Here is an 18,464-nt window from a genome sequence, read left to right as displayed (position 1 = left end):
ATGCAGACCATCTTCGTGCAGATCAAGTGCGAGCTGGGCAAGGCCTACGACGTGGCCGATTCGGCTGTGGAGACCTTGGAAGAGGTTTCCGAGGTCCATTCCATCTCCGGCCAGTACGACCTGATGATGAAGTGCTACCTGGGTGACGAGGCGGACATCGGCCATTTCGTCACCCAGCGCCTGCAGACCTTGCCGGGCGTCAAGGACACTTTCACCATCATCACCTTCAAGGCCTTCACCTGACATCCCCGCCGCCCCTTCGCGGGGTTGGTGCCGCCCGTGGCGTTTCCCAGGATGGTGTTTCCGGGTCACGCGCCGACGATATCGGGAGATGAACCCGTGGAACGGGCCAGCCGTGTTGACTTGGCCCACGGCATGGGCAAGAAGGTGATCCATGAAGCGGAGCAAGGACATCGGCCACATGGCCCGGAACAGCGGCATCCCCACCCCCAGCCCCTGCGTGCACTCGGGCGAGCTGACGGGGAGTGCGACACGTTGACCCCCCGTGCCCTGACTGCGGAGCCGTCCATGGCCGCCACGCGGCGGCGTGCCGCCATCGCCGCCGCTTTGATGGTCGGCCTGATGTCCAGCACCGCACTGGCTCAGCAGCAGCAGCCGATGCCGCCTTCCCCCGGCGCGCCCGCCGCCCCCCCTGCAGCACCCGTGGCAGCACCCGTTCCGGCCGCGCCGCCTCAGGCCGCGCCGAAAAAGGACCAGCCGCCCGTCCTGCTGGAGGCCGACCAGGTCGACACGGACAATGAACTGGGCATCACCACCGCGACCGGGAACGTGCAGCTGTCGCAGGGTGGCCACGTCGTGCTGGCCGACACCATCAGCTATAGCGAGCGCTCCAACGTCATCACCGCCAGCGGCCACGTCGTCATGATCCAGCCGGACGGCGAGGTGATGTTCGGCGACTATGCGGAGCTGACGGAGGACCAGAAACAGGCCTTCGTCGACCAGTCGCGCATGCTGTTGCAGGACAACAGCCGCCTGGCGGGCTATCAGGCCGAACGCATCGACGGCCGCTATACCCGCGTCACCCGCGGCACTTACAGCCCCTGCAAGCTGTGCGAGGACGATCCCACGCGGCCACCCACCTGGCAGATTCGCGCCAAGCAGGTGACACACGACAACACCTCGCACGACATTTACTTCCGCGACGCCACCATCGAGGTGGCGGGCGTGCCCATCACCTACCTGCCCGCCTTCTCCATGCCCGACCCCACGGTGGACCGGCGCAGCGGCTTCCTGACGCCCACCATCGGCTACAACACCAATTTGGGCATGTTCGCGCGGGTGAAGTATTACTACGACGTCTCGCCGGACAAGGACCTGCTGTTCGACCTGCTGCCCAGCGCCAACGACGGCTTGCTCATCGGCACGAAATATCGCCAGCGCTTCACCAACGGCTACCTGGAACTGCAGGGGGCCGCCACCTACACGCAGAACCCGCAGGCGTCGTCCAACGGCACCATCAGCCCGACGGAGCTGCGCGGCTGGGCGCAGGGCATCGGCCGCTTCGACATCGACGATTCCTGGCGGTGGGGCTTCGACCTGAACAGGGTCACCGACAACAACTTCCTGCTGCGCTACAACTACAGCGCTGAGCAGCTGCTGACCAGCCGCCTCTACACCGAGCACTTCGCCGGCCGCGACTATTTCAACGCCGGCATCTATGGCTTCCAGGACCTGCGCCCGTCCAACACGTTGGAAGAGCCGGTGGCCCTGCCGCTGATCACCTACAGCGCCCTGGGCGAGCCGGGCGAAACGCTGGGTGGCCGCTGGTCCTTCGACGCGCAATACCTGGACCTCTGGCGCGAACAGGGCGTGCGGTCCCGCCGGGCCTCGCAGGTCAGCGGCTGGCAGGGCGACTACACCAACAGCCTGGGCATGGTCACCACCGTGAACGCCCTGCTGCGGACCGACGCCTACGCCATCGGCAACCTGAAGGACGCGGCCAACGGCGGCCCGCGCGACGACTTCACCCGCGTCCGCATCTTCCCCCAGGGCCAGATCATGACCCGCCTGCCCTTCGTGCGCGAGGACGGCACCGTGTCGGAGATGATCGAGCCCATCGTGGCCTTCACCGCCGCGCCCAACTATCACAACAGCCGCGACCTGCCGAACGAGGACAGCGAGGACATCGAGTTCGATTCCACCAACCTGTTCCGCCTCAGCCGCTACCCCGGCGTGGACCTTCTCGATGGCGGCCAGCGCGTGACCTACGGCGTTCGCGCCGGCGTCTACGGCAATGGCGGCGGCAGCAGCACCCTGTTCTTCGGCCAGAGCTACCGCCTGCAGCACAACACCGACTTCGCGGTCAATTCGGGCCTGTACAGCCGCCAGTCCGACTATGTCGGCCGTCTGGAGCTGACGCCCAGCCCGTGGATGGACATCAGCTACGGCTTCCGGCTGGACCCGACCAGTGGCGCCCAGCGCATGCACGATTTCACCGGATCGTTCGGCCCGTCCGTCTTCCGCGTGTCCGGCAGCTATCTGTACATTAACAAACTGGAACTGCAGAACGGCACCACGGCCGACACCACCGCCAACCTGCAGGAAGTCAGCGGCGGCGTGACCTCGTCCTTCCTCAAGTACTACACGGTGGGCCTTTCCACCCGGTACAACCTGGCCGAGGGCGGCGGCCCCGTGTCCACCAGCCTGACCACCACCTATCAGGACGACTGCTACACCTTCTCGCTGATCATGGAGCGTGATTACGCCCAGCGCGTCGGCCTGGCGTCGGGCAACCGCATTTACTTCCGCATGATCTTCAACAAGCTGGGCATGTTCGTCAGCCCGGCCTTCACCGGCACCGCGCATTAGTTTTGCAGGTAACCCGGTTACGGGGTTTATAGTTCGATATCGCGACCAGGCGGAGCCCCCAAGGCAGCGGGGGCCCGCCGCCGATATCCAAGGAAGAACCCCATGCCCGCTTCCCTGCTGACCCGCCGCGTCCTGTTCCGGGGCCTGGCCATGGCCACCGTGGCCCTTGCCGGCCTGGCCGCCACCCGCCAGGTCGATGCCGCCGCCTCGTTGCCCAGCTCCGCCGCGGGCTCGGCCTACGATTACAAGTTCACGTCCATCGATGGCGATCCGCTGCCCCTCAGCCAGTTCAAGGGCAAAGCCATCCTGGTGGTGAACACCGCCTCCCTCTGTGGCTTCACCCCGCAGTACAAGGGCCTGGAGGCCCTCTACACCGCGTACAAGGACAAGGGCCTGGTGGTGCTGGGCGTGCCCGCCAACGACTTCGCCGACCAGGAGCCGGGCAGCAACAAGGAGATCAAGCACTTCTGCGACGCCAACTTCGCCGTCGATTTCCCCATGACGGAGAAGGAAACGGTGACCGGCGGCAAGGCCCATCCCTTCTACAAATGGGTCAGCGCCGCCAAGGGCGCGCCGAAATGGAACTTCCACAAGTACCTGATCAGCCCGGAGGGGGCGTTGATCGCCGCCTTCCCCAGCAAGGTGGAACCGGAATCGCCGGAACTGAAGGCCGCCATCGACGCGGCGCTGCCGCATAACGGGTGAGTACCGATGCGGCAGCGGCCGGGGTGGGCCACCGCCCCGGATTGCGTATGGGCCGACAGCCGCTTGAGTTTGGAAGGCGGCCCCGCTAGGGTCAGGCCCGGGAGACGTCGTTTCCCGGGCTTACTAATTCCTTGTTCTCCCTGACCTATCTGCTGGGTGTTGGCGCCACCATGAGTTATGGCCTTTATGATCACAGCCGCCGGGCCCGCCGCCGTTTCTGGGGGCGTCTGGGCAAGTTCCTGCTGCTGGCGGGTGTCGTCGGCGTCGCCTGCGCCTTCAGCTATGAGGTGGGGCAGGAACAGCTGATCCGCCGGGAACAAAGCCTGCAGACGCAGCTGACCCAGGCCCAGTCCGCCAAGGAGGAGACCGAGCGCAAGGTCGCCCAGTTGCAGGCGGCGCTGCAGACCGCCGAGGTGCGCGTCAGCGAGCTGCAGGTGCGCTATGACCGCGACGTGCCCACGGGTGACCTGGGCCGGCTGAAGGACCTGCTGGCCAAGAAGATGGTGGAGGGGGTGGACGCCGGCCGCCTGGCCCTGATCATCGAGCAGACGGGCACGCCCCGCTCCTGCGGCAAGGCGGAGACCAAGCGCTTCGTCCTGTCGACCTCGTTGTACAAGGGGCCCAACACCTCGGCCGGCTTCGCCGACGGCGCCATCACCGTCTCCGGCGAGGGCGCCACGTCGCGCAGCCCCGACGGCGCGCCCCAGTCCTGGTTCGACCCGGCCAAGCCGGTCACCCTGAAGTTCACCGACAAGAACGGCAAGGAAACCCAGACCACGGGCATGCTGCCGCTCCAGCATTCGGTGATCATCGACGACACCGAGTACCGCTTCAAGATCAGCCCCGGCTCACGCTCCTTCGTGGACGTGGTGGGCGATCACTGCCCGTTCCCGTAAGCAGGCCGTTCCCCGTAGGCAGGCCCTCAAGCGCCGGTCGCGGCCATCCCGCCCGCTCTGCTCAGTTCAGGGCTTGAGCCCAAAACTTCCGGCGTCCGCAGTCGTGGCCGAGAACGGTGTGAGGTGGTGCCTCACATCGTTGGGATTGTTATCACCGCCCCTGCCCTCCCGAGGCGGACAGGTCCCCGGCGTCCAATTCCAGGTCCAGGTCGACCGGATAGCCGCCGTAGAACCCCGGGTTGACGCCGCGCAGCAGCAGGCGGGCGCGGGGATCGGTCAGGATGGGGCCCTTGGGCTCCAGCGTCAGGGCTTGATAGTCGTAATCGGCCAGCGCCCGGGTCACCAGGGCCACCTTGCCGTTGTGGTCGGGGTTCAGCACCACCGGCACGCCGGCACCGGTCGTGTCCGCATAGCCGATATGGCCGGGCGCCTCCGCCTGCAGGCCGCCAAAGGCCAGCACCGGCGCCATGCCGTCGAAGCGCCCCAGCAGGCGCCCGCCCAGCTTTCCCTGCAGGGTGTAGCCGGCCGCCGCCCAAGCCGGCAACGCCTGGGCCAAATCGACCTCCGCCACCGTGGCGCTGAAGCCGCCGCCTTCCTCCGGCGAGAGATGCACGTGGCCGCCGGCCCAGGCCAGATCGCCGCCTTGCAGCAGCACCCGGCCCTCCGCCAACTGGAAATCCAACCCGACGTCCTCCACCGCCAGGGCCGCGCGCACGGCCTTGGCCTCGATATGCTGGGCGGGCGGGCTATGCAGCGGGAACAGCCCGTCCAGCGCCACCAGCCCCTTGAGGCCGTCGATCGCCAGGGAGGGACCGGCGAGGCTGACGGCATCGGCCCGCACCTCCCCCGACCCGGTCAGGCGCCCCTGCTCCCACGACAGGCGGGCGCGGCCCGCCACCGTGCCCAGGCCCTGGACCGGTCCCGTCAGACCGGTGCCGGGCAGCAGGCGGGCGAGGTCGGGTACGGTGGACAGTGTCAGCGGCTCCAGCACGGCGGCCGCCTCCCCCCGCCTTTCCGACGCGGTCCAGTGGCCGCTGAGCCCCAGGACCAAGGGTGTGCCCAATCCCCGGGCCTGGCCTGCCAGGGTCAGCGTGGCGGCCGGATCGCCGGACAGGGTGACGGCCAAGGCCAGGGGCGGCAGCATCGTGCCCTGCACACGGCCGCCATCCAGGGTCAGCTGCCAGGGATTGGCGCGGTTGGCGCGATCGAAGCCGCCGGACAGATGGGCCCCCTCCAGCGTGCCCCCCAGCAGCGCCGGCGCCTGCACCGCCTCGGCGGACGCCTCCAGCGCGCTCAAGCCCCCGGCATCCCAATCGGCGGTGACACGCAGGCCGGTGGTGCCCCCGGCGATGAGCGGCGTGGCCGCCGGCCCCAGGCGCCCCACCAAGGCGCCCCGCGCCTCGGCATGGCCCCGGCGCTCCTTGCCCCAGCCGCCGCGCCAGGTCACCGCGAAGTGGCCGTCGGCACCGGGATCCCAGCCCAGGCTGACCGGCGTGCCCTGACCATCCCGCAGCCGCCCCCCCACCTGCGCCGGGCGGGTCAGATCCAGGCGCCAGGCGCCATCGCCCTCCGGCTTCAGGTTTCCGCCGGCGTTGAGGAAGGCCGCCATCAGCGGCAGTTCCGGCGCCGTCATCCCGTCCGCCGCGACGGTCACGGCCAGAGTCCCGCCCTCGGCTGTGCCAGCCACGGTCAACAGGCCCTCGCCACTCCAGGTCCCGGCCCCCCGGGCGCGCAGGGTCAGTCCCCATGGCGCGGCGGGCATGGCGCCCTGCATGCCGATCCAGGGCCTGGCGCCCTCCAGGGCCAGATGGGCATCGGGCGTCTCGGCGGTGGCGCTCACGGTCCAGCGGTCCCCGTCGCCTTGCGCCGCCAGATGGGCGGACATGGGACCACCCCAGTCGCGCACGCGCAGGTCCGTCACGGTCAATTCAGCCTTGACGGTGCCCTTGGGGCCTGCAACCAGGGTGCCCGACACCATCGGGGTGGCGCCCGGGGCCGCGGCCAGCCGCAATGCCGGACCATCGGCCGTCTGGGTAAGGCTGACGGTCACGGCCAGCGCCGGCCAGCCCGCCGCCGGCTCCATCACCGCCTGCCCCTGCCAAGCGCCGGCCGCAGGCGCGTCCCCCGCCGTGCGGTCGAGCGCGGCGTGCAGGGCCAAAGGCATCGACCAGTCCCCATGGATCAGCTGGGCCGAACCGATGTCCACATGGTCGATGGGCAGATCCGTCAAGCGTGCCAAGGCCTGCCCATCCAGGTGGCCGGCATCGAGGCTGATCCCGGTCAGCGCCAGGCGCGCCGGCCGCCCCCAGGGCACCAGGCCGGCGAAGGTCACCAGCGCGGTGTCGGCCTCCAACCCCGCTTGCAGGCGCACGCCCGCCTCCAGCCAGCCCCAGCCGGCGTGCCGCACGGTCACTTGGGCATCGGGGAAGCCCGCTTCGACCAGGGCGGCCTTCAGCCGCTGCTCCGCTGTGGCCGGCAGAATCAGCCGGCCGGCCAAAATGCCCCCCGCGATGGCCAGGGTAAGGGGAACCAAGCCCCAGAGCCAGCGGGCACCCCACGGCGGCAGCCCGGCCTTGAACGGGACGGGCCACCGCCACCCCTTCAACGCGGCCCGCCACGACGGCAGGCGTCCCGCGCCGGGCGTCGTGCGACGCTTGGCCTTGGGCGCGCGCAGGTCGGGGGGCCGCATTCCGGGCGGCGGCCGTAACGGCGGCATGGACATGGGGTATGCGGGTCCCTTCCCGGCCCCGGTGGCACCCGGAACCCTGGTGGAGAGTGACAAGAGCCGCGACGGACCACAAGCCGCCACAGCCCCCTGTGTGCGGCAAGAAGATCCGGTCGCCGACCTTGACCGCCTCGTCTTGACCGCCTCCTTATGCAAGCCGCTTGCCGATTTTGGGTCCCCCACCCGCCAATTTTGCCGCAGGCGGGGGGCGGCTGCGCCAGAAGGGCGGTTCAAATCGGCCAGCGGGGGCGCTATGGTCCGCCGACCGGCAAAGCCGGACACGGACGCGCCCACCACAAGAACGAGCTTCCCAAAATGGATCTTGAGAACACCCTGTATCTCGACCTGCCGGCCGGCCGCGTCGTCATCGCGCTCCGCCCCGACTTGGCCCCCAACCATGTCGCCCGCATCAAGGAACTGGCCCGCGACGGTTTCTACAACGGCCTGAGCTTCCACCGCGTCATCGAGGGCTTCATGGCCCAGGGCGGCTGCCCCATCGGCGACGGCACCGGCGGTTCGGGCAAGAAGCTGAAGGCGGAGTTCTCGGCCGAGCCGCATGTGCGCGGCGTCTGCTCCATGGCCCGCGCCATGAACCCGGACAGCGCCGACAGCCAGTTCTTCATCTGCTTCGACGACGCCACCTTCCTGGACCGCCAGTACACCGTCTGGGGCAAGGTCACCGAGGGCATGGAATTCGTCGACGCCCTGAAGAAGGGCAGCCGCCGCGACAACGGCAGCGTCACCGACCCGGACAAGATCGTGAAGATGCAGGTCGCGGCCGACGCCGCCTGATCCTGGCATCCTTCATCCAGTTCAAGGTTCGACCGCCCGCCCCCTAAGGGGGCGGGCGGTCCGCTTTTGGGGCGGATGCTGGACCGGGGGTAAAAACGGCCCCCCGGGGCGGGTTTGGCCCGCCTGGTCCGGCAGAAACTGCCGCGAGGGGAAGCCCCTGCCGCCCCTGCCTACCCCATCCCTAGCTAAGCATTTGAATTTCCTACACCTCGGATGTTGGCACGCCCCCTGCATATAGGGAGGCGACTAACAAGCGGCCGGCATCGACCGGCAGCGGCGTTCGAGGCGAAAATGGAAAACCCGATTTACGTGGCGCTGTCCCGTCAGGAGGCGCTGTCCCGGCAGCTGGATGTGGTGGCGAACAACATCGCCAACATGAACACGACGGGCTACAAGCAGCAGCGCATGCTGTTCCAGGAATACCTGGAGAAGCCGGCCCGCGGCGAACGGGTCTCCTTCGTCCAGGACTACGGCCTGATGCGCGACACCCGCGCCGGCGCCCTGCAGGTGACGAACAACACCCTGGACCTGGCGCTGAAGGGCGACGGGTACTTCACGGTGGAGACCCTGTCCGGCCCGCGCTACACCCGCGCCGGCAATTTCCAGCTGAACGACCGTCGTGAGATCGTGGACCAGAACGGCCTGCCCGTGCTGGACACCAACGACAACCGCATCACCGTCCCCGACGGCACCACCGACCTGAAGATCCAAGGCGACGGCACCGTGATGGCCGACCGCGCCCAGCTGGGCAAGCTGAAGATCGTCAGCTTCGACGACCAGCAGCAGATGCAGACCTTGGGCGGCGGCCTGATGACGACGACCCAGACGCCGCGCCCCTCGGCCAACCCGCAGGTGACGCAGGGCGCCGTCGAAGCCTCCAACGTGCAGGCCATCGTCGAATCCACCGTGATGATCGACGTGCTGCGCCAGTACCAGATGACCCAGAAGCTGGTGGACGAGGAACACGATCGCATCCGCAACGCGATCACCCACCTCGCCAAAGCCCAATAACGCCTCCGTGACGCCGAAGAAGTAGGAGAAACAGATTATGCGCAGCCTCTCCATCGCCGCCACGGGCATGCAGGCCCAGCAGACCAACGTCGAAGTCATCTCGAACAACATCGCGAACATGACGACGACCGGGTTCAAGCGCCAGCGCGCCGAATTCCAGGACCTGCTCTACCAGAACATGCGCCGCGTCGGTTCCAACTCGTCCGACGCCGGCACCATCGTCCCCACCGGCATCCAGATCGGCGCCGGCGTGAAGACGGCCGCCGTTTACCGCATCAACGAGCAGGGCAACATCACCACCACCGGCAACAGCCTGGACCTGGCGATCAACGGCAACGGCTTCTTCCAGGTGACGCTGCCCAGCGGTCAGATCGCCTATACCCGCGCCGGCTCCTTCTCGCTGAACGCCAACAGCCAGGTCGTCACCTCCGACGGCTACCTGCTGAACCCCGGCTTCACCATCCCGCAGAACGCGGTGGACATCTCGGTGGACGCCTCGGGCCAGGTGCAGGCCAAGATCGACGGCCAGGTGAACCCGGCCATCGTCGGCCAGCTGACCCTGGCGAACTTCCCCAACGCGGCCGGCCTGGAGGCCATCGGCGACAACCTGCTGCTGGAAACCCCGGCCTCGGGCCAGCCGGCCACCGCCGTCCCCGGCTCCACCGGTTTCGGCCGCATCACCCAGAACGCGCTGGAAACCTCCAACGTCAACGTCGTGACCGAGATCACCAACCTGATCCAGGCGCAGCGCGCCTACGAGATGAACTCGCGCGTCGTGACCACGACGGACCAGATGCTGCAGTCCATCACGAACATGAAGTGACGGCGGCGGGAAGCGGAGAACAGTCATGAAAGCCTTGGCCACCATCCTGCTGGGCACCAGCATCCTCTTCAGCGCCGGCGCCGCCATGGCCGCCGACCTGCATGGCGACGTGGACGTCAACGCCGACACCATCCACCTGGGCGACCTGTTCGACGCGCTGGGCCCCAACCAGGCCGCCATCGTCATCGGCCAGGCCCCGGCGCCCGGCCACCGCATCACCTACGACGCCACGGTGCTGGACCGCATCGCCGCCGCCAACGGCGTGAATTGGAAGTCGACCGGCAATGAGCGCGTGATCGTCAGCCGCCCCTCGGTGGACGTGACCGCCGACCAGATCCAGGCCGCCTTCACCAAGGCCCTGGCCGACGCCGGCGCGCCGGCCGGCATGGAAGTGCAGCTGGACAACCCCGGCACAATCCTGCGCCTGCCGGCCAACAGCGACAGCAGCATCGGCTTCACCAACGTGAACTACGACGCCGCCCGCGGCCGCGCCACCGGCGACCTGGTCATCCCGGCCAAGGGCGACCCCGTCATCCGTCAAAGCTTCGGCGCCCGCGTGGCCGTCATGGTCACCCTGCCGGTGCTGAACCGCCGCGTGGCCCCGGGCGAGACCATCGCCGCCAGCGACGTGGAATGGACCAAGGTGCCGCGCACCCGCATCAGCGGCGACGTGGTGACCGAGGCCCGCGACCTGATCGGCCTGACCGTGCGCCACGGCGCCAGCCCCTACCAGCCGGTGCGCACCGACGAGGTGCGGGCGCCGGTGGTGGTCACCCGCGGCGCCCTGGTCACCATGATGCTGCAGTCCGGCAACATGATCCTGACGGTCCAGGGCCGCGCCCAGACCGAAGGCGGCGTCAACGAGATCATCCGCGTCACCAACACCGCCAGCAACCGGACCATCGACGCCCGCGTGGCCGGCCCCGACCTGGTCATGGTGCAACCAACGGCCCAGGCCCCTATAGCCACCGCCCGCACCACCCGCACCGCCCTGAATTGAGGAGAGACATCATGCCTGTGCCTTCCACCATCCGCGCTCTCCTCATCGCCACCGTCGCCACCGTGGCGCTCAGCGGCTGTGGCGCCGTCGACCGCATCAACAACATCGGCAAGGCGCCGGACATGAGCACCCTGTCCGACCCCACGACGCAGAAGGGCTACCAGCCGGTGCGCATGCCCATGCCGACCCCGCCGGTGCTGGAGCGCCAGGCCAACTCGCTGTGGCGCCCGGGCGCCCGCGCCTTCTTCAAGGATCAGCGCGCCAGCCAGACCGGCGACATCCTGACCATCGCCATCTCCATCAACGACAGCGCCGACGTGTCCAACGAGACCAAGCGGTCGCGCGCCAACTCCGACAGCATGGGCATCCCCAACTTCTTTGGCCTGGAGGCGCAGATCCCCAAGGTGCTCAACTCCGCCACCTCGGCCTCCAGCCTGGTGTCCACGACCAGCGCCAAGGCGTCGGACGGCAAGGGCACGGTGGCCCGCTCGGAAAAGATCGACCTGAAGATCGCCGCCCTGATCACCCAGGTGCTGCCCAACGGCAACCTCGTCATCCAGGGCAAGCAGGAAGTGCGCGTGAACTACGAACTGCGCGAGCTCACCATCCAGGGCATCATCCGGCCCGAGGACATCGACAACACCAACGCCATCTCGTACGAGAAGATCGCCGAAGCCCGCATCTCCTACGGCGGCCGCGGCCAGATCACCGACGTGCAGCAGGAACGCTACGGCCAGCAGCTGCTGGATGTCCTCCTGCCCTTCTGATGACCGCCTGATCCAGCGGCCCGGCGGTGCCCCCGCCGTCGGGCTCTCCATCAGCCTTCCGGCCGTCGCGGCGGCAGCGGATCACCCGCGTTCCATTTTCGCCTGTTAGTCCCCCACGTCCACGGGGCCTCTGTGGACCTTTGTTGACCTCGAACAAACTGAAAAGGGCCGGTGTCGCGTGCACCGGCCCTTCTTTTATCCAGGTACTGGCAGCCTCTGAGACTAGCGGGCCAGGACGCGGGCGGCCTCCTTGGTCCGCCCCACGGCCTCGCCCACCTGCTGATTGGCGGCCGAGATGCTGGACAGGCTGCGGGTCACCGTTTCCACGGCACCCGCCGTCTTCTGCATGTTCGACGACATGTCGCGGGTGACGGCGCTCTGCTCCTCCACGGCGCTGGCGGTCGATGCCACGAACTCCCGTACCGTGTTGATGGATTGGCGGATGGCGTCCAGCGAGCCGACCACGTCATCGGACACGGCCTGCATACCCTCGATCTCCTCCGAGATCTTCTGGGTGGCCTTCGCGGACTGGTTGGCCAGGTTCTTGACCTCCGTCGCCACTACGGCGAAGCCCTTACCGGCGTCTCCCGCCCGCGCCGCCTCGATGGTCGCGTTCAAGGCCAGCAAATTGATCTGCCCGGCGATGGTGCGGATCACGTCAACCACGCCTTCCATCGATTTGGCCACCGCCGCCAGGCGCTGGGTGGCCGCGTCGGCGCCCGCCGCCAGTTCAGCGGTGTTTTCCGTCGCCGACCGGGACTGGGTCATGCTCTGCGCGATTTCCCGGATGGACGCGGCCAGTTCCTCCGCGCTTGACGCCATCATCTGGACCGCGCCGGACGTTTCGCCCGCGGCCTGGGCGGCGTCCTCGGACTGCTGGGTCGACTGCGTCACGGCCTGATCGATCTCACCGAAGTTCCGATCGATGAGGGTCTTCAGGTCAGCCATCGTCTGGACATGGTCGGTGATGTCCGTCGCATACTTCACCACTTTGAACGGCGTGCCGTTTAGGTCGAGGATGGGATTGTAGGACGCCTCGATCCAAACCTCCTTGCCGCCTTTGCCGAGCCGTTTGAATTGCGCCGCGCGGAATTCACCCCGCCGCAGATCCCGCCAGAAAGCCTCGTAAGCACCGCTGTCCCGTGTCTCCGCATCGATAAATAAGCTGTGGTGGCGGCCCCTTATCTCATCGAGCGAATAGCCCATGGTTCGCAGGAAATTCCCGTTGGCGGCAAGGATCGTCCCATCCATCGCGAACTCGATAACCGCCTGGGATTTGTTGATCGCCTCCACCTGGCCGCGCATGTCGACGTATTCCATCTTCTGCGCCGTCACGTCGGTGGCGAATTTGACGACCTTGAAGGGCCGCCCCTTACGGTCGCAGATCGGATTGTAGGACGCCTCGATCCAGACCTCCTTGCCGCCCTTGCCGATCCGTTTAAACTGCGCCGCCTGGAACTCGCCCCGGCGCAAAGCGTCCCAGAACTGCGCGTACTCGGCGCTGTCCTTGAGCTTCGGCTCCACGAACAGGCTGTGGTGGCGGCCTTTGATTTCACCCCAGTCATAGCCCATGACCTGCAGGAAATTGGCGTTGGCCGCCAGGATCGTGCCATCGAGGGCAAACTCGATGATGGCTTGGGACTTGTCCAAGGCCGCCAACTTCCCAGCCATTTCACGGCTGCGACGCGTTTCGAACATTGGGCACCTCCATGTATTCCCGACTGATCTGGCGGGGGGTGATAGCGTATCGCTGCCAAAAAACTCATCTTCCGCCGATCTGAACAATGTCGATTAAAAGCAAAAAATGTTAACGAAATGTTGATCCGTAAAATACGATCAGAATATAAAGGATATATATCAACCAGAGTTTGGTCGTATTAAGCTATTATAACTGTGCACAGTTAATCTATATTTGTTGGCAATGCGACATTTTATCCTGGCACACATTCGTATTTTTACTTGTCATGTGGCGCCGAAATTTGGCAGCAAGTGCCAAATCCAGTGCTCTTTGGGTTAGGTTTGATTTGGCTCAATGGCATCGCCGCCATGTGGATGGTACGAATCAATGCCCGCATGATCGTCATGTGACCTGAGCGCGAGGACGACAGGACGTTGGCCGCAACACGCAACGACGCGGAAACAGCCCCCTTACCGCTGTCCAATCACCTGTCCTTCAACACATCGAAGACGGACGAAGCCATGGCGTTCGCCGAGAGCCGCCTCGCCGCCACGGTTCTGCGCGGGCCCGCGTCAATCCCGACCTGCGACACCCGGGCGAACCATTGCCGTCTGCCGGGAAGCGATCTCTGGTTCTGTTCTTATGGCTTTCCCGTCACCCTGGGCTTTGGTGAAGGGACGTACATGAGGCTGCAAATCCCTTGGACGGGAAGCGGCCAGACAAGCACCGCCGGTCAGGATGTCGCCTTGGCCCCAACCATGGCCTGCGTCTCCTCCGCCGATGCGAAGATCGACTTTCATCAGGGATTCCAGCAGTTCGCCTGGCGCGTGCCAGTGGCGATGTTGACCCGGAAACTCGCCGCCCTGACGGGCGAGGCTGTCGACGGTCCGCTGAACTTCAAAGCCGCGCTGGACCTTCAGACCCCAAACGGGCGCGCCTTGAGGGAGATCCTCTCCAACTTGGCCAACGCGGCGAACAACTTGCCCGGGCCGGCTGGTCGCTTGGTTCTCGCGGAGTTGGAGCAGGCGCTGACGACAGCATTGCTGGTCACCGGCGCGCATGACTACCGGCCCATCCTGGACGGCCCTGTTCGTGGGATCGCGCCATGGCAGGTACGACGGGCGGAAGACTTCATTGAAGCCCACGCCGACGATCCCCTGACGATCGAGGATATCGTCACGGCGACCGGAGCCAGCGCGCGCAGTGTCTTCCGCGCCTTCGCCGAACACCGCGGCTATTCACCCATGGAATTCTTGAAGCGGACGCGGCTGAAACGCGCGCGCCTCATGGCGGAAAGCGGTCTGCCCGGGCTCACCGTGACGGAGATCGCCCTTTCCTGCGGGTACGGCGATCTAAGTCGTTTCAGCAAGGATTTTCTGGCGGCATTCGGCGAAACACCGTCCACCGTTCTGCGCCGGCACAGGAACCTATACTAAACTGGTGGCGTGACGGCCCCCGGGGCCGCCACGCCCACCTGCATCCGACCGCCGCCCCGCCCAAGCCATGGCGAGGCGGAGCCGGTTGGCGGGGTTCAATCGTCGCGCTGCGTACGCTCCATGCGCTCATGCCGCTCCTGGGCTTCCACCGACAGGGTGGCGATGGGGCGGGCCTCCAGGCGGCGGACGCCGATGGGCTCCCCGGTTTCCTCGCAATAGCCGTATTCACCCAGCTCGATTCGTTCGATGGCCTCATCGATCTTGCTGATCAGCTTGCGCTCCCGGTCCCGGGTGCGCAGTTCCAGGGAACGGTCGGTTTCCGCCGAGGCGCGGTCGGCGATGTCCGGTTCCTGAATGCCGCCGTCCTGAAGATTGACCAGGGTTTCGGTGGACTCTTTCAAAAGCTCCGCGCGCCATTGCAGCAGCTTCTGACGGAAGTACTCCGTCATCACGGGGCTCATGTACGGCTCATCCTCGGACGGGCGGTAATCCGGGGGAAGTATCGGAGACGACATATGTTTTGGTCCGAATCCAGTGTGATCGAGACGGCGCGGAGTATAGGGAGACGCAACGCAACCCGCAATACTGCGCTCAGCATCCGCATGCGATGTTTAAGTCACTGAAATGGATGGTGATTTTGCCCACTCCCGCCCAAAGCGAGAAGGCGGCCGGCCATTCGGATTACAGATATAAGCGTATAAGAATAGGACGGGCTCTCCGCCCGCGGGCGCCACCCCTGGGCCGCCCCTCAGCGCGAAGCCGATTCGAACTTCGCCAGTTCCACCTGGGCCCGGAGGTCGATCTCATCCAGCACGTCCTGCAAGCGCGGATCGGCCACGGTTTCGCGCCGGCTCTGCACCATGCGCACCAGGTCCTGCAGCCGCTCGCGCGGGAAGGTGCCGGCCAGCAGACCCAGACGCAGTTCCTCCAGCTTGTCCAACAGGTTTTCCGCGCGCTGGCGGGCCTTGCGCTTGGAGTTCAGCGCGTCATCGACCTCTTGCAGGGCCAGCAGCGGCGTGATCGCCATCGCGGTCTGCGCGCCGGTCACGGACTTCACACCCTCGTCACCGTCGCCTTCCGAGACCTGGGTACGGAAGCTGTCGCCGCCGGCCCGTTGCGTTTTGCGCGTCTGGCTGGAGGGAAGGGACGAACCGGGACCTTGGATTTTCATGTCGTGCCGCCACCGCAATCTGGGCCAGCCGCCCGGCACACCCGGACCTCATCACCCGTTCCTCCCCCGACAGAACCGGAAAAAGGGGGCGATTCCGCCGGCTTGGCGGGCCTGCGGCCTGTCCTATTGTTACCACCCGCAGGGAAGACGCGCATAGGGCAATTTTTGCCGGGGATATTCGGCCGCCTCTGGTCATAACCGCAGGCTGTCGGCCAGGTTCCGGCGGCGGACAGCGGCCGGAACCTGGGAATCCGGCGGATTTGGGCGCATGCTGCGGTTGGCATGAAGTTCGCTAGGGGAGCGGCATCTGTTTCAGGGAGTATCCCCCCGTGTTCACGCACGACACGTTCACGAACGCCCGCATCCGTTCCACCACGGCCTTGGGCACCGCCCTGGGCCGCGCCCTGAAGCGCGCCGCCGTCGTGCTGGCCGCCGTCCTCGCCCTGGGCGCCACCCAACCGGCTGGCGCCCAGTCGCGCCTGAAGGACATCGTGGATGTGGAGGGCGTGCGCGACAACGTCCTGGTGGGCTACGGCCTGGTCGTCGGCCTGAACGGCACCGGCGACACCATCAACAACGCGCCCTTCACGCAGCAGAGCCTGTACGGCATGCTGGAGCGACTGGGCGTGAACATCCGCGGCACCACGCTGACCACCAAGAACGTGGCGGCGGTCATGGTCACCGCCACCCTGCCCCCCTTCGCGGCGCAGGGGACGCGCATCGACGTGCAGGTGGGCACGCTGGGCGACGCCAAGAGCCTGCAGGGCGGCATCCTGGTGGGCACCCCCCTGCTGGCGCCCGACGGTGACGTCTACGCGGTGGCCCAGGGCCCCGTGGCCATTTCCGGCTTCACCGCGCAAGGTGCCGCCGCCAGCGTCACGCGCGGCGTCCCCACCGCCGGCCGCATCGCCGCCGGCGCCCTGGTGGAGCGCACTGTGGACTTCCGGATGTCGGACATGCAGGCCCTGCACCTGGCCCTGCACAATCCTGATTTCACCACCGCCAAGCGCATCGCCGACGCCATCAACGCAGCCATCGGCATGGGCACGGCCATGGCCATGGACCCGTCCAACGTGACGGTGAACGTGCCGGCCGGCCGCAAGGCCGACCTGGTGGGCTTCATGCGCGACATCGAACAGCTGAAGGTGGCTCCGGACAACCCCGCCACCGTGGTCATCGACGAGGCGTCAGGTGTGATCGTGATGGGTGAGAACGTGCGCATCAACACGGTCGCCATCGCCCAGGGCAACCTGACCATCAAGATCACGGAGACGCCGCAGGTCTCCCAGCCCGGCCCCCTGAGCGGCGGCACCACCACCACCGTGCCCCGCACCAACATCCAGGTGGATGACGGGCAGGGCAAGAAGCTGGCCATCCTGCCCTCCGGCGTGTCCTTGCAGGATCTGGTGCAAAGCCTGAACGCGCTCGGGGTCAGCCCCCGCGACATGATCTCCATCCTGCAATCGATCAAGGCCGCCGGCGCCCTACAGGCCGAACTGAAGGTGATGTGATGAGCGACGACATGAAGCTGTCGCCCCCCGGCTACGACGCGAAGGCCCTGGCCGACGCCAAAGGAATGCCCAAGACGCAGGCCAGCCCCGGAAGCGGCATGAAGGACGACGCGGCCATCGAGAAGGCGGCCAAGGAGTTCGAGTCCGTCTTCATCAGCCAGATGCTGCAACACATGTGGGAAGGCGTGAAGGTCGACGAGAACTTCGGCGGCGGCCATGCGGAGGAGATGTTCCGCGGCATGATGATCGAAGAGCAGGCCAAGGCCATCACCAAGGGCGGTGGCCTGGGCATCGCCGATGAAATCAAAAAGGAAATGATGCGCATGCAGGAGAAGGCGGCCGGCGCCGACCCGCTGCACCGCGCCCAGAACGCCGCTTCCGCCGCCGGCGCATCGGCGCCCAAGAACGCCTATGCCCAAGCTCAGGCCTCGCTGGCCCAGCACCTGCCACTGGACGCCGCCGCCAGCCTGCCCACCGGTTCCGACGACGCATCGGATGACAAGCCATGACGCCCAGCGACACCCCCTCCCTGCCGCCGCCCGCCCCGGTCATGGCCAGCCCGGCCGAAGCCCGCGCCCTGTCGCTGATCGCCGCCATGGAGCGGCTGATGGCGCTGTACCAGGAAGAAACGGCATTGCTGAAAAAGCGCGACATCAAGGCCATGCTGGCCCTGGTGGAGCGTAAGCACCTGCTGACCAAAAGCTATGAGGACGCGGTGCGCATCATCAGCCTGGACATGGTGGGCTTGCGCGCCCTCAATCCGGAGTTGAAGGCGCGCATGAAAAGCCTGGCCGAGGTGTTCCACAAGGAATCCATGGAGAACGCGACCACGCTGCGGGCCGCGGCCGCCGTGGCGCAATCGGTGGTCAACATCATGGTCAATACCATCAACAAGCAGCGCAACCAGGAACAGGGTTATGTCGCCAAGCATGGCGCCGCCCGTCCGGCGGGCTATCGCCGGGCCGGCATTCCACCCCTGGCCGTGAACCAGTGCCTGTGACCTGATCCTCCTCTCCTGGCACCCCCTAGGCGTTCACCCCACCCCGCCCTGGCCGCCACGCCGGTGGCGGGCGATGGCGCATGGGGACGCCCGTGGGGAGGGTTCCGACGGGGCGGCAAA

17 protein-coding genes are annotated in these 18,464 nt (G+C 66.8%); 13 read left to right on the top strand and 4 right to left on the bottom strand.

The window, feature by feature from the left end; genetic code table 11:
• The 4 genes from UAJ10_RS16570 (at position 1) to UAJ10_RS16555 (ending at position 4,430) form a co-directional block, all read left to right on the top strand.
• Positions 1-243 (top strand): Lrp/AsnC ligand binding domain-containing protein, encoded by a 243-nt coding sequence (locus UAJ10_RS16570; protein WP_004273252.1) that lies wholly within the window; start codon positions 1-3, stop codon positions 241-243.
• A 252-nt stretch (positions 244-495) separates the two neighbouring features.
• Positions 496-2,829 (top strand): LPS-assembly protein LptD, encoded by a 2,334-nt coding sequence (locus UAJ10_RS16565; RefSeq protein ID WP_322916325.1) that lies wholly within the window; start codon positions 496-498, stop codon positions 2,827-2,829.
• Positions 2,830-2,931: 102 nt separating this feature from the next.
• Positions 2,932-3,534: a glutathione peroxidase gene (locus UAJ10_RS16560; protein WP_322916324.1), complete on the top strand. Its 603-nt coding sequence runs from the start codon at positions 2,932-2,934 to the stop codon at positions 3,532-3,534.
• 131 nt (positions 3,535-3,665) lie between these two features.
• Positions 3,666-4,430 carry a hypothetical protein gene (locus UAJ10_RS16555; protein ID WP_145609230.1) on the top strand — a complete coding sequence of 255 codons (765 nt, stop codon included), beginning with the start codon at positions 3,666-3,668 and terminating at the stop codon, positions 4,428-4,430.
• 151 nt (positions 4,431-4,581) lie between these two features.
• Here the strand turns inward: UAJ10_RS16555 and UAJ10_RS16550 are convergent, their stop codons facing one another.
• Complete coding sequence (locus UAJ10_RS16550) at positions 4,582-7,119, bottom strand: intermembrane phospholipid transport protein YdbH family protein (RefSeq protein WP_322916323.1); 2,538 nt, start codon at positions 7,117-7,119, stop codon at positions 4,582-4,584.
• 351 nt (positions 7,120-7,470) lie between these two features.
• On the opposite strand from UAJ10_RS16550, the gene UAJ10_RS16545 reads away from it, so the two are divergent.
• The 5 genes from UAJ10_RS16545 to flgH all read left to right on the top strand — a co-directional run bounded on the left by UAJ10_RS16545 (position 7,471) and on the right by flgH (position 11,548).
• Complete coding sequence (locus tag UAJ10_RS16545; RefSeq protein WP_004272662.1) at positions 7,471-7,947, top strand: peptidylprolyl isomerase; 477 nt, start codon at positions 7,471-7,473, stop codon at positions 7,945-7,947.
• A 291-nt stretch (positions 7,948-8,238) separates the two neighbouring features.
• Entirely contained in the window at positions 8,239-8,958 is a 720-nt protein-coding gene (gene flgF / locus UAJ10_RS16540; RefSeq protein ID WP_322916322.1) for a flagellar basal-body rod protein FlgF, read from the top strand.
• 37 nt (positions 8,959-8,995) lie between these two features.
• Positions 8,996-9,781, top strand: a complete 786-nt coding sequence (gene flgG / locus UAJ10_RS16535; RefSeq protein ID WP_145609227.1) for a flagellar basal-body rod protein FlgG — start codon at positions 8,996-8,998, stop codon at positions 9,779-9,781.
• Between the two features lie 25 nt (positions 9,782-9,806).
• Positions 9,807-10,781, top strand: coding sequence for a flagellar basal body P-ring formation chaperone FlgA (flgA, locus tag UAJ10_RS16530; RefSeq protein WP_322916321.1), 975 nt, complete (start codon positions 9,807-9,809; stop codon positions 10,779-10,781).
• An 11-nt stretch (positions 10,782-10,792) separates the two neighbouring features.
• A complete protein-coding gene (flgH, locus tag UAJ10_RS16525; RefSeq protein ID WP_322916320.1) occupies positions 10,793-11,548 on the top strand; it encodes a flagellar basal body L-ring protein FlgH in 756 nt (251 codons plus the stop codon).
• A 222-nt stretch (positions 11,549-11,770) separates the two neighbouring features.
• Here the strand turns inward: flgH and UAJ10_RS16520 are convergent, their stop codons facing one another.
• Positions 11,771-13,198, bottom strand: a complete 1,428-nt coding sequence (locus UAJ10_RS16520) for a methyl-accepting chemotaxis protein (RefSeq protein WP_322916319.1) — start codon at positions 13,196-13,198, stop codon at positions 11,771-11,773.
• Between the two features lie 462 nt (positions 13,199-13,660).
• Between UAJ10_RS16520 and UAJ10_RS16515 the strand changes: the two genes are divergently transcribed.
• Positions 13,661-14,662 carry an AraC family transcriptional regulator gene (locus UAJ10_RS16515; RefSeq protein ID WP_322916318.1) on the top strand — a complete coding sequence of 334 codons (1,002 nt, stop codon included), beginning with the start codon at positions 13,661-13,663 and terminating at the stop codon, positions 14,660-14,662.
• A gap of 95 nt (positions 14,663-14,757) precedes the next feature.
• On the opposite strand, the gene dksA is transcribed toward UAJ10_RS16515, so the two are convergent.
• The gene (gene dksA, locus UAJ10_RS16510) at positions 14,758-15,177 is read right to left on the bottom strand and encodes an RNA polymerase-binding protein DksA (protein WP_004272667.1); all 420 of its coding nucleotides are present in this window, start codon (positions 15,175-15,177) and stop codon (positions 14,758-14,760) included.
• Between the two features lie 233 nt (positions 15,178-15,410).
• Positions 15,411-15,833, bottom strand: coding sequence for a flagellar assembly protein FliX (locus tag UAJ10_RS16505; RefSeq protein ID WP_322916317.1), 423 nt, complete (start codon positions 15,831-15,833; stop codon positions 15,411-15,413).
• A gap of 329 nt (positions 15,834-16,162) precedes the next feature.
• Between UAJ10_RS16505 and UAJ10_RS16500 the strand changes: the two genes are divergently transcribed.
• From UAJ10_RS16500 to UAJ10_RS16490, 3 genes are read left to right on the top strand one after another with little or no spacing between them, the layout of a single operon-like run.
• Entirely contained in the window at positions 16,163-17,344 is a 1,182-nt protein-coding gene (locus tag UAJ10_RS16500; RefSeq protein WP_322916316.1) for a flagellar basal body P-ring protein FlgI, read from the top strand.
• On the top strand, positions 17,344-17,853 hold the full coding sequence (locus tag UAJ10_RS16495; protein WP_322916315.1) for a rod-binding protein: 510 nt from the start codon (positions 17,344-17,346) through the stop codon (positions 17,851-17,853). Before UAJ10_RS16500 ends, UAJ10_RS16495 begins: the two co-directional genes overlap by 1 nt.
• Positions 17,850-18,344 (top strand): hypothetical protein, encoded by a 495-nt coding sequence (locus UAJ10_RS16490; RefSeq protein ID WP_322916314.1) that lies wholly within the window; start codon positions 17,850-17,852, stop codon positions 18,342-18,344. The genes UAJ10_RS16495 and UAJ10_RS16490 overlap by 4 nt, the downstream gene beginning before the upstream one ends.
• Positions 18,345-18,464 lie beyond the last annotated feature (120 nt).

It is taken from the genome of Nitrospirillum guaranorum (genome assembly GCF_034653275.1).
Taxonomy (GTDB): domain Bacteria; phylum Pseudomonadota; class Alphaproteobacteria; order Azospirillales; family Azospirillaceae; genus Nitrospirillum.
Note: the sequence above shows the minus strand (reverse complement) of the source record. Positions and strands in the feature narration are given on the sequence as shown.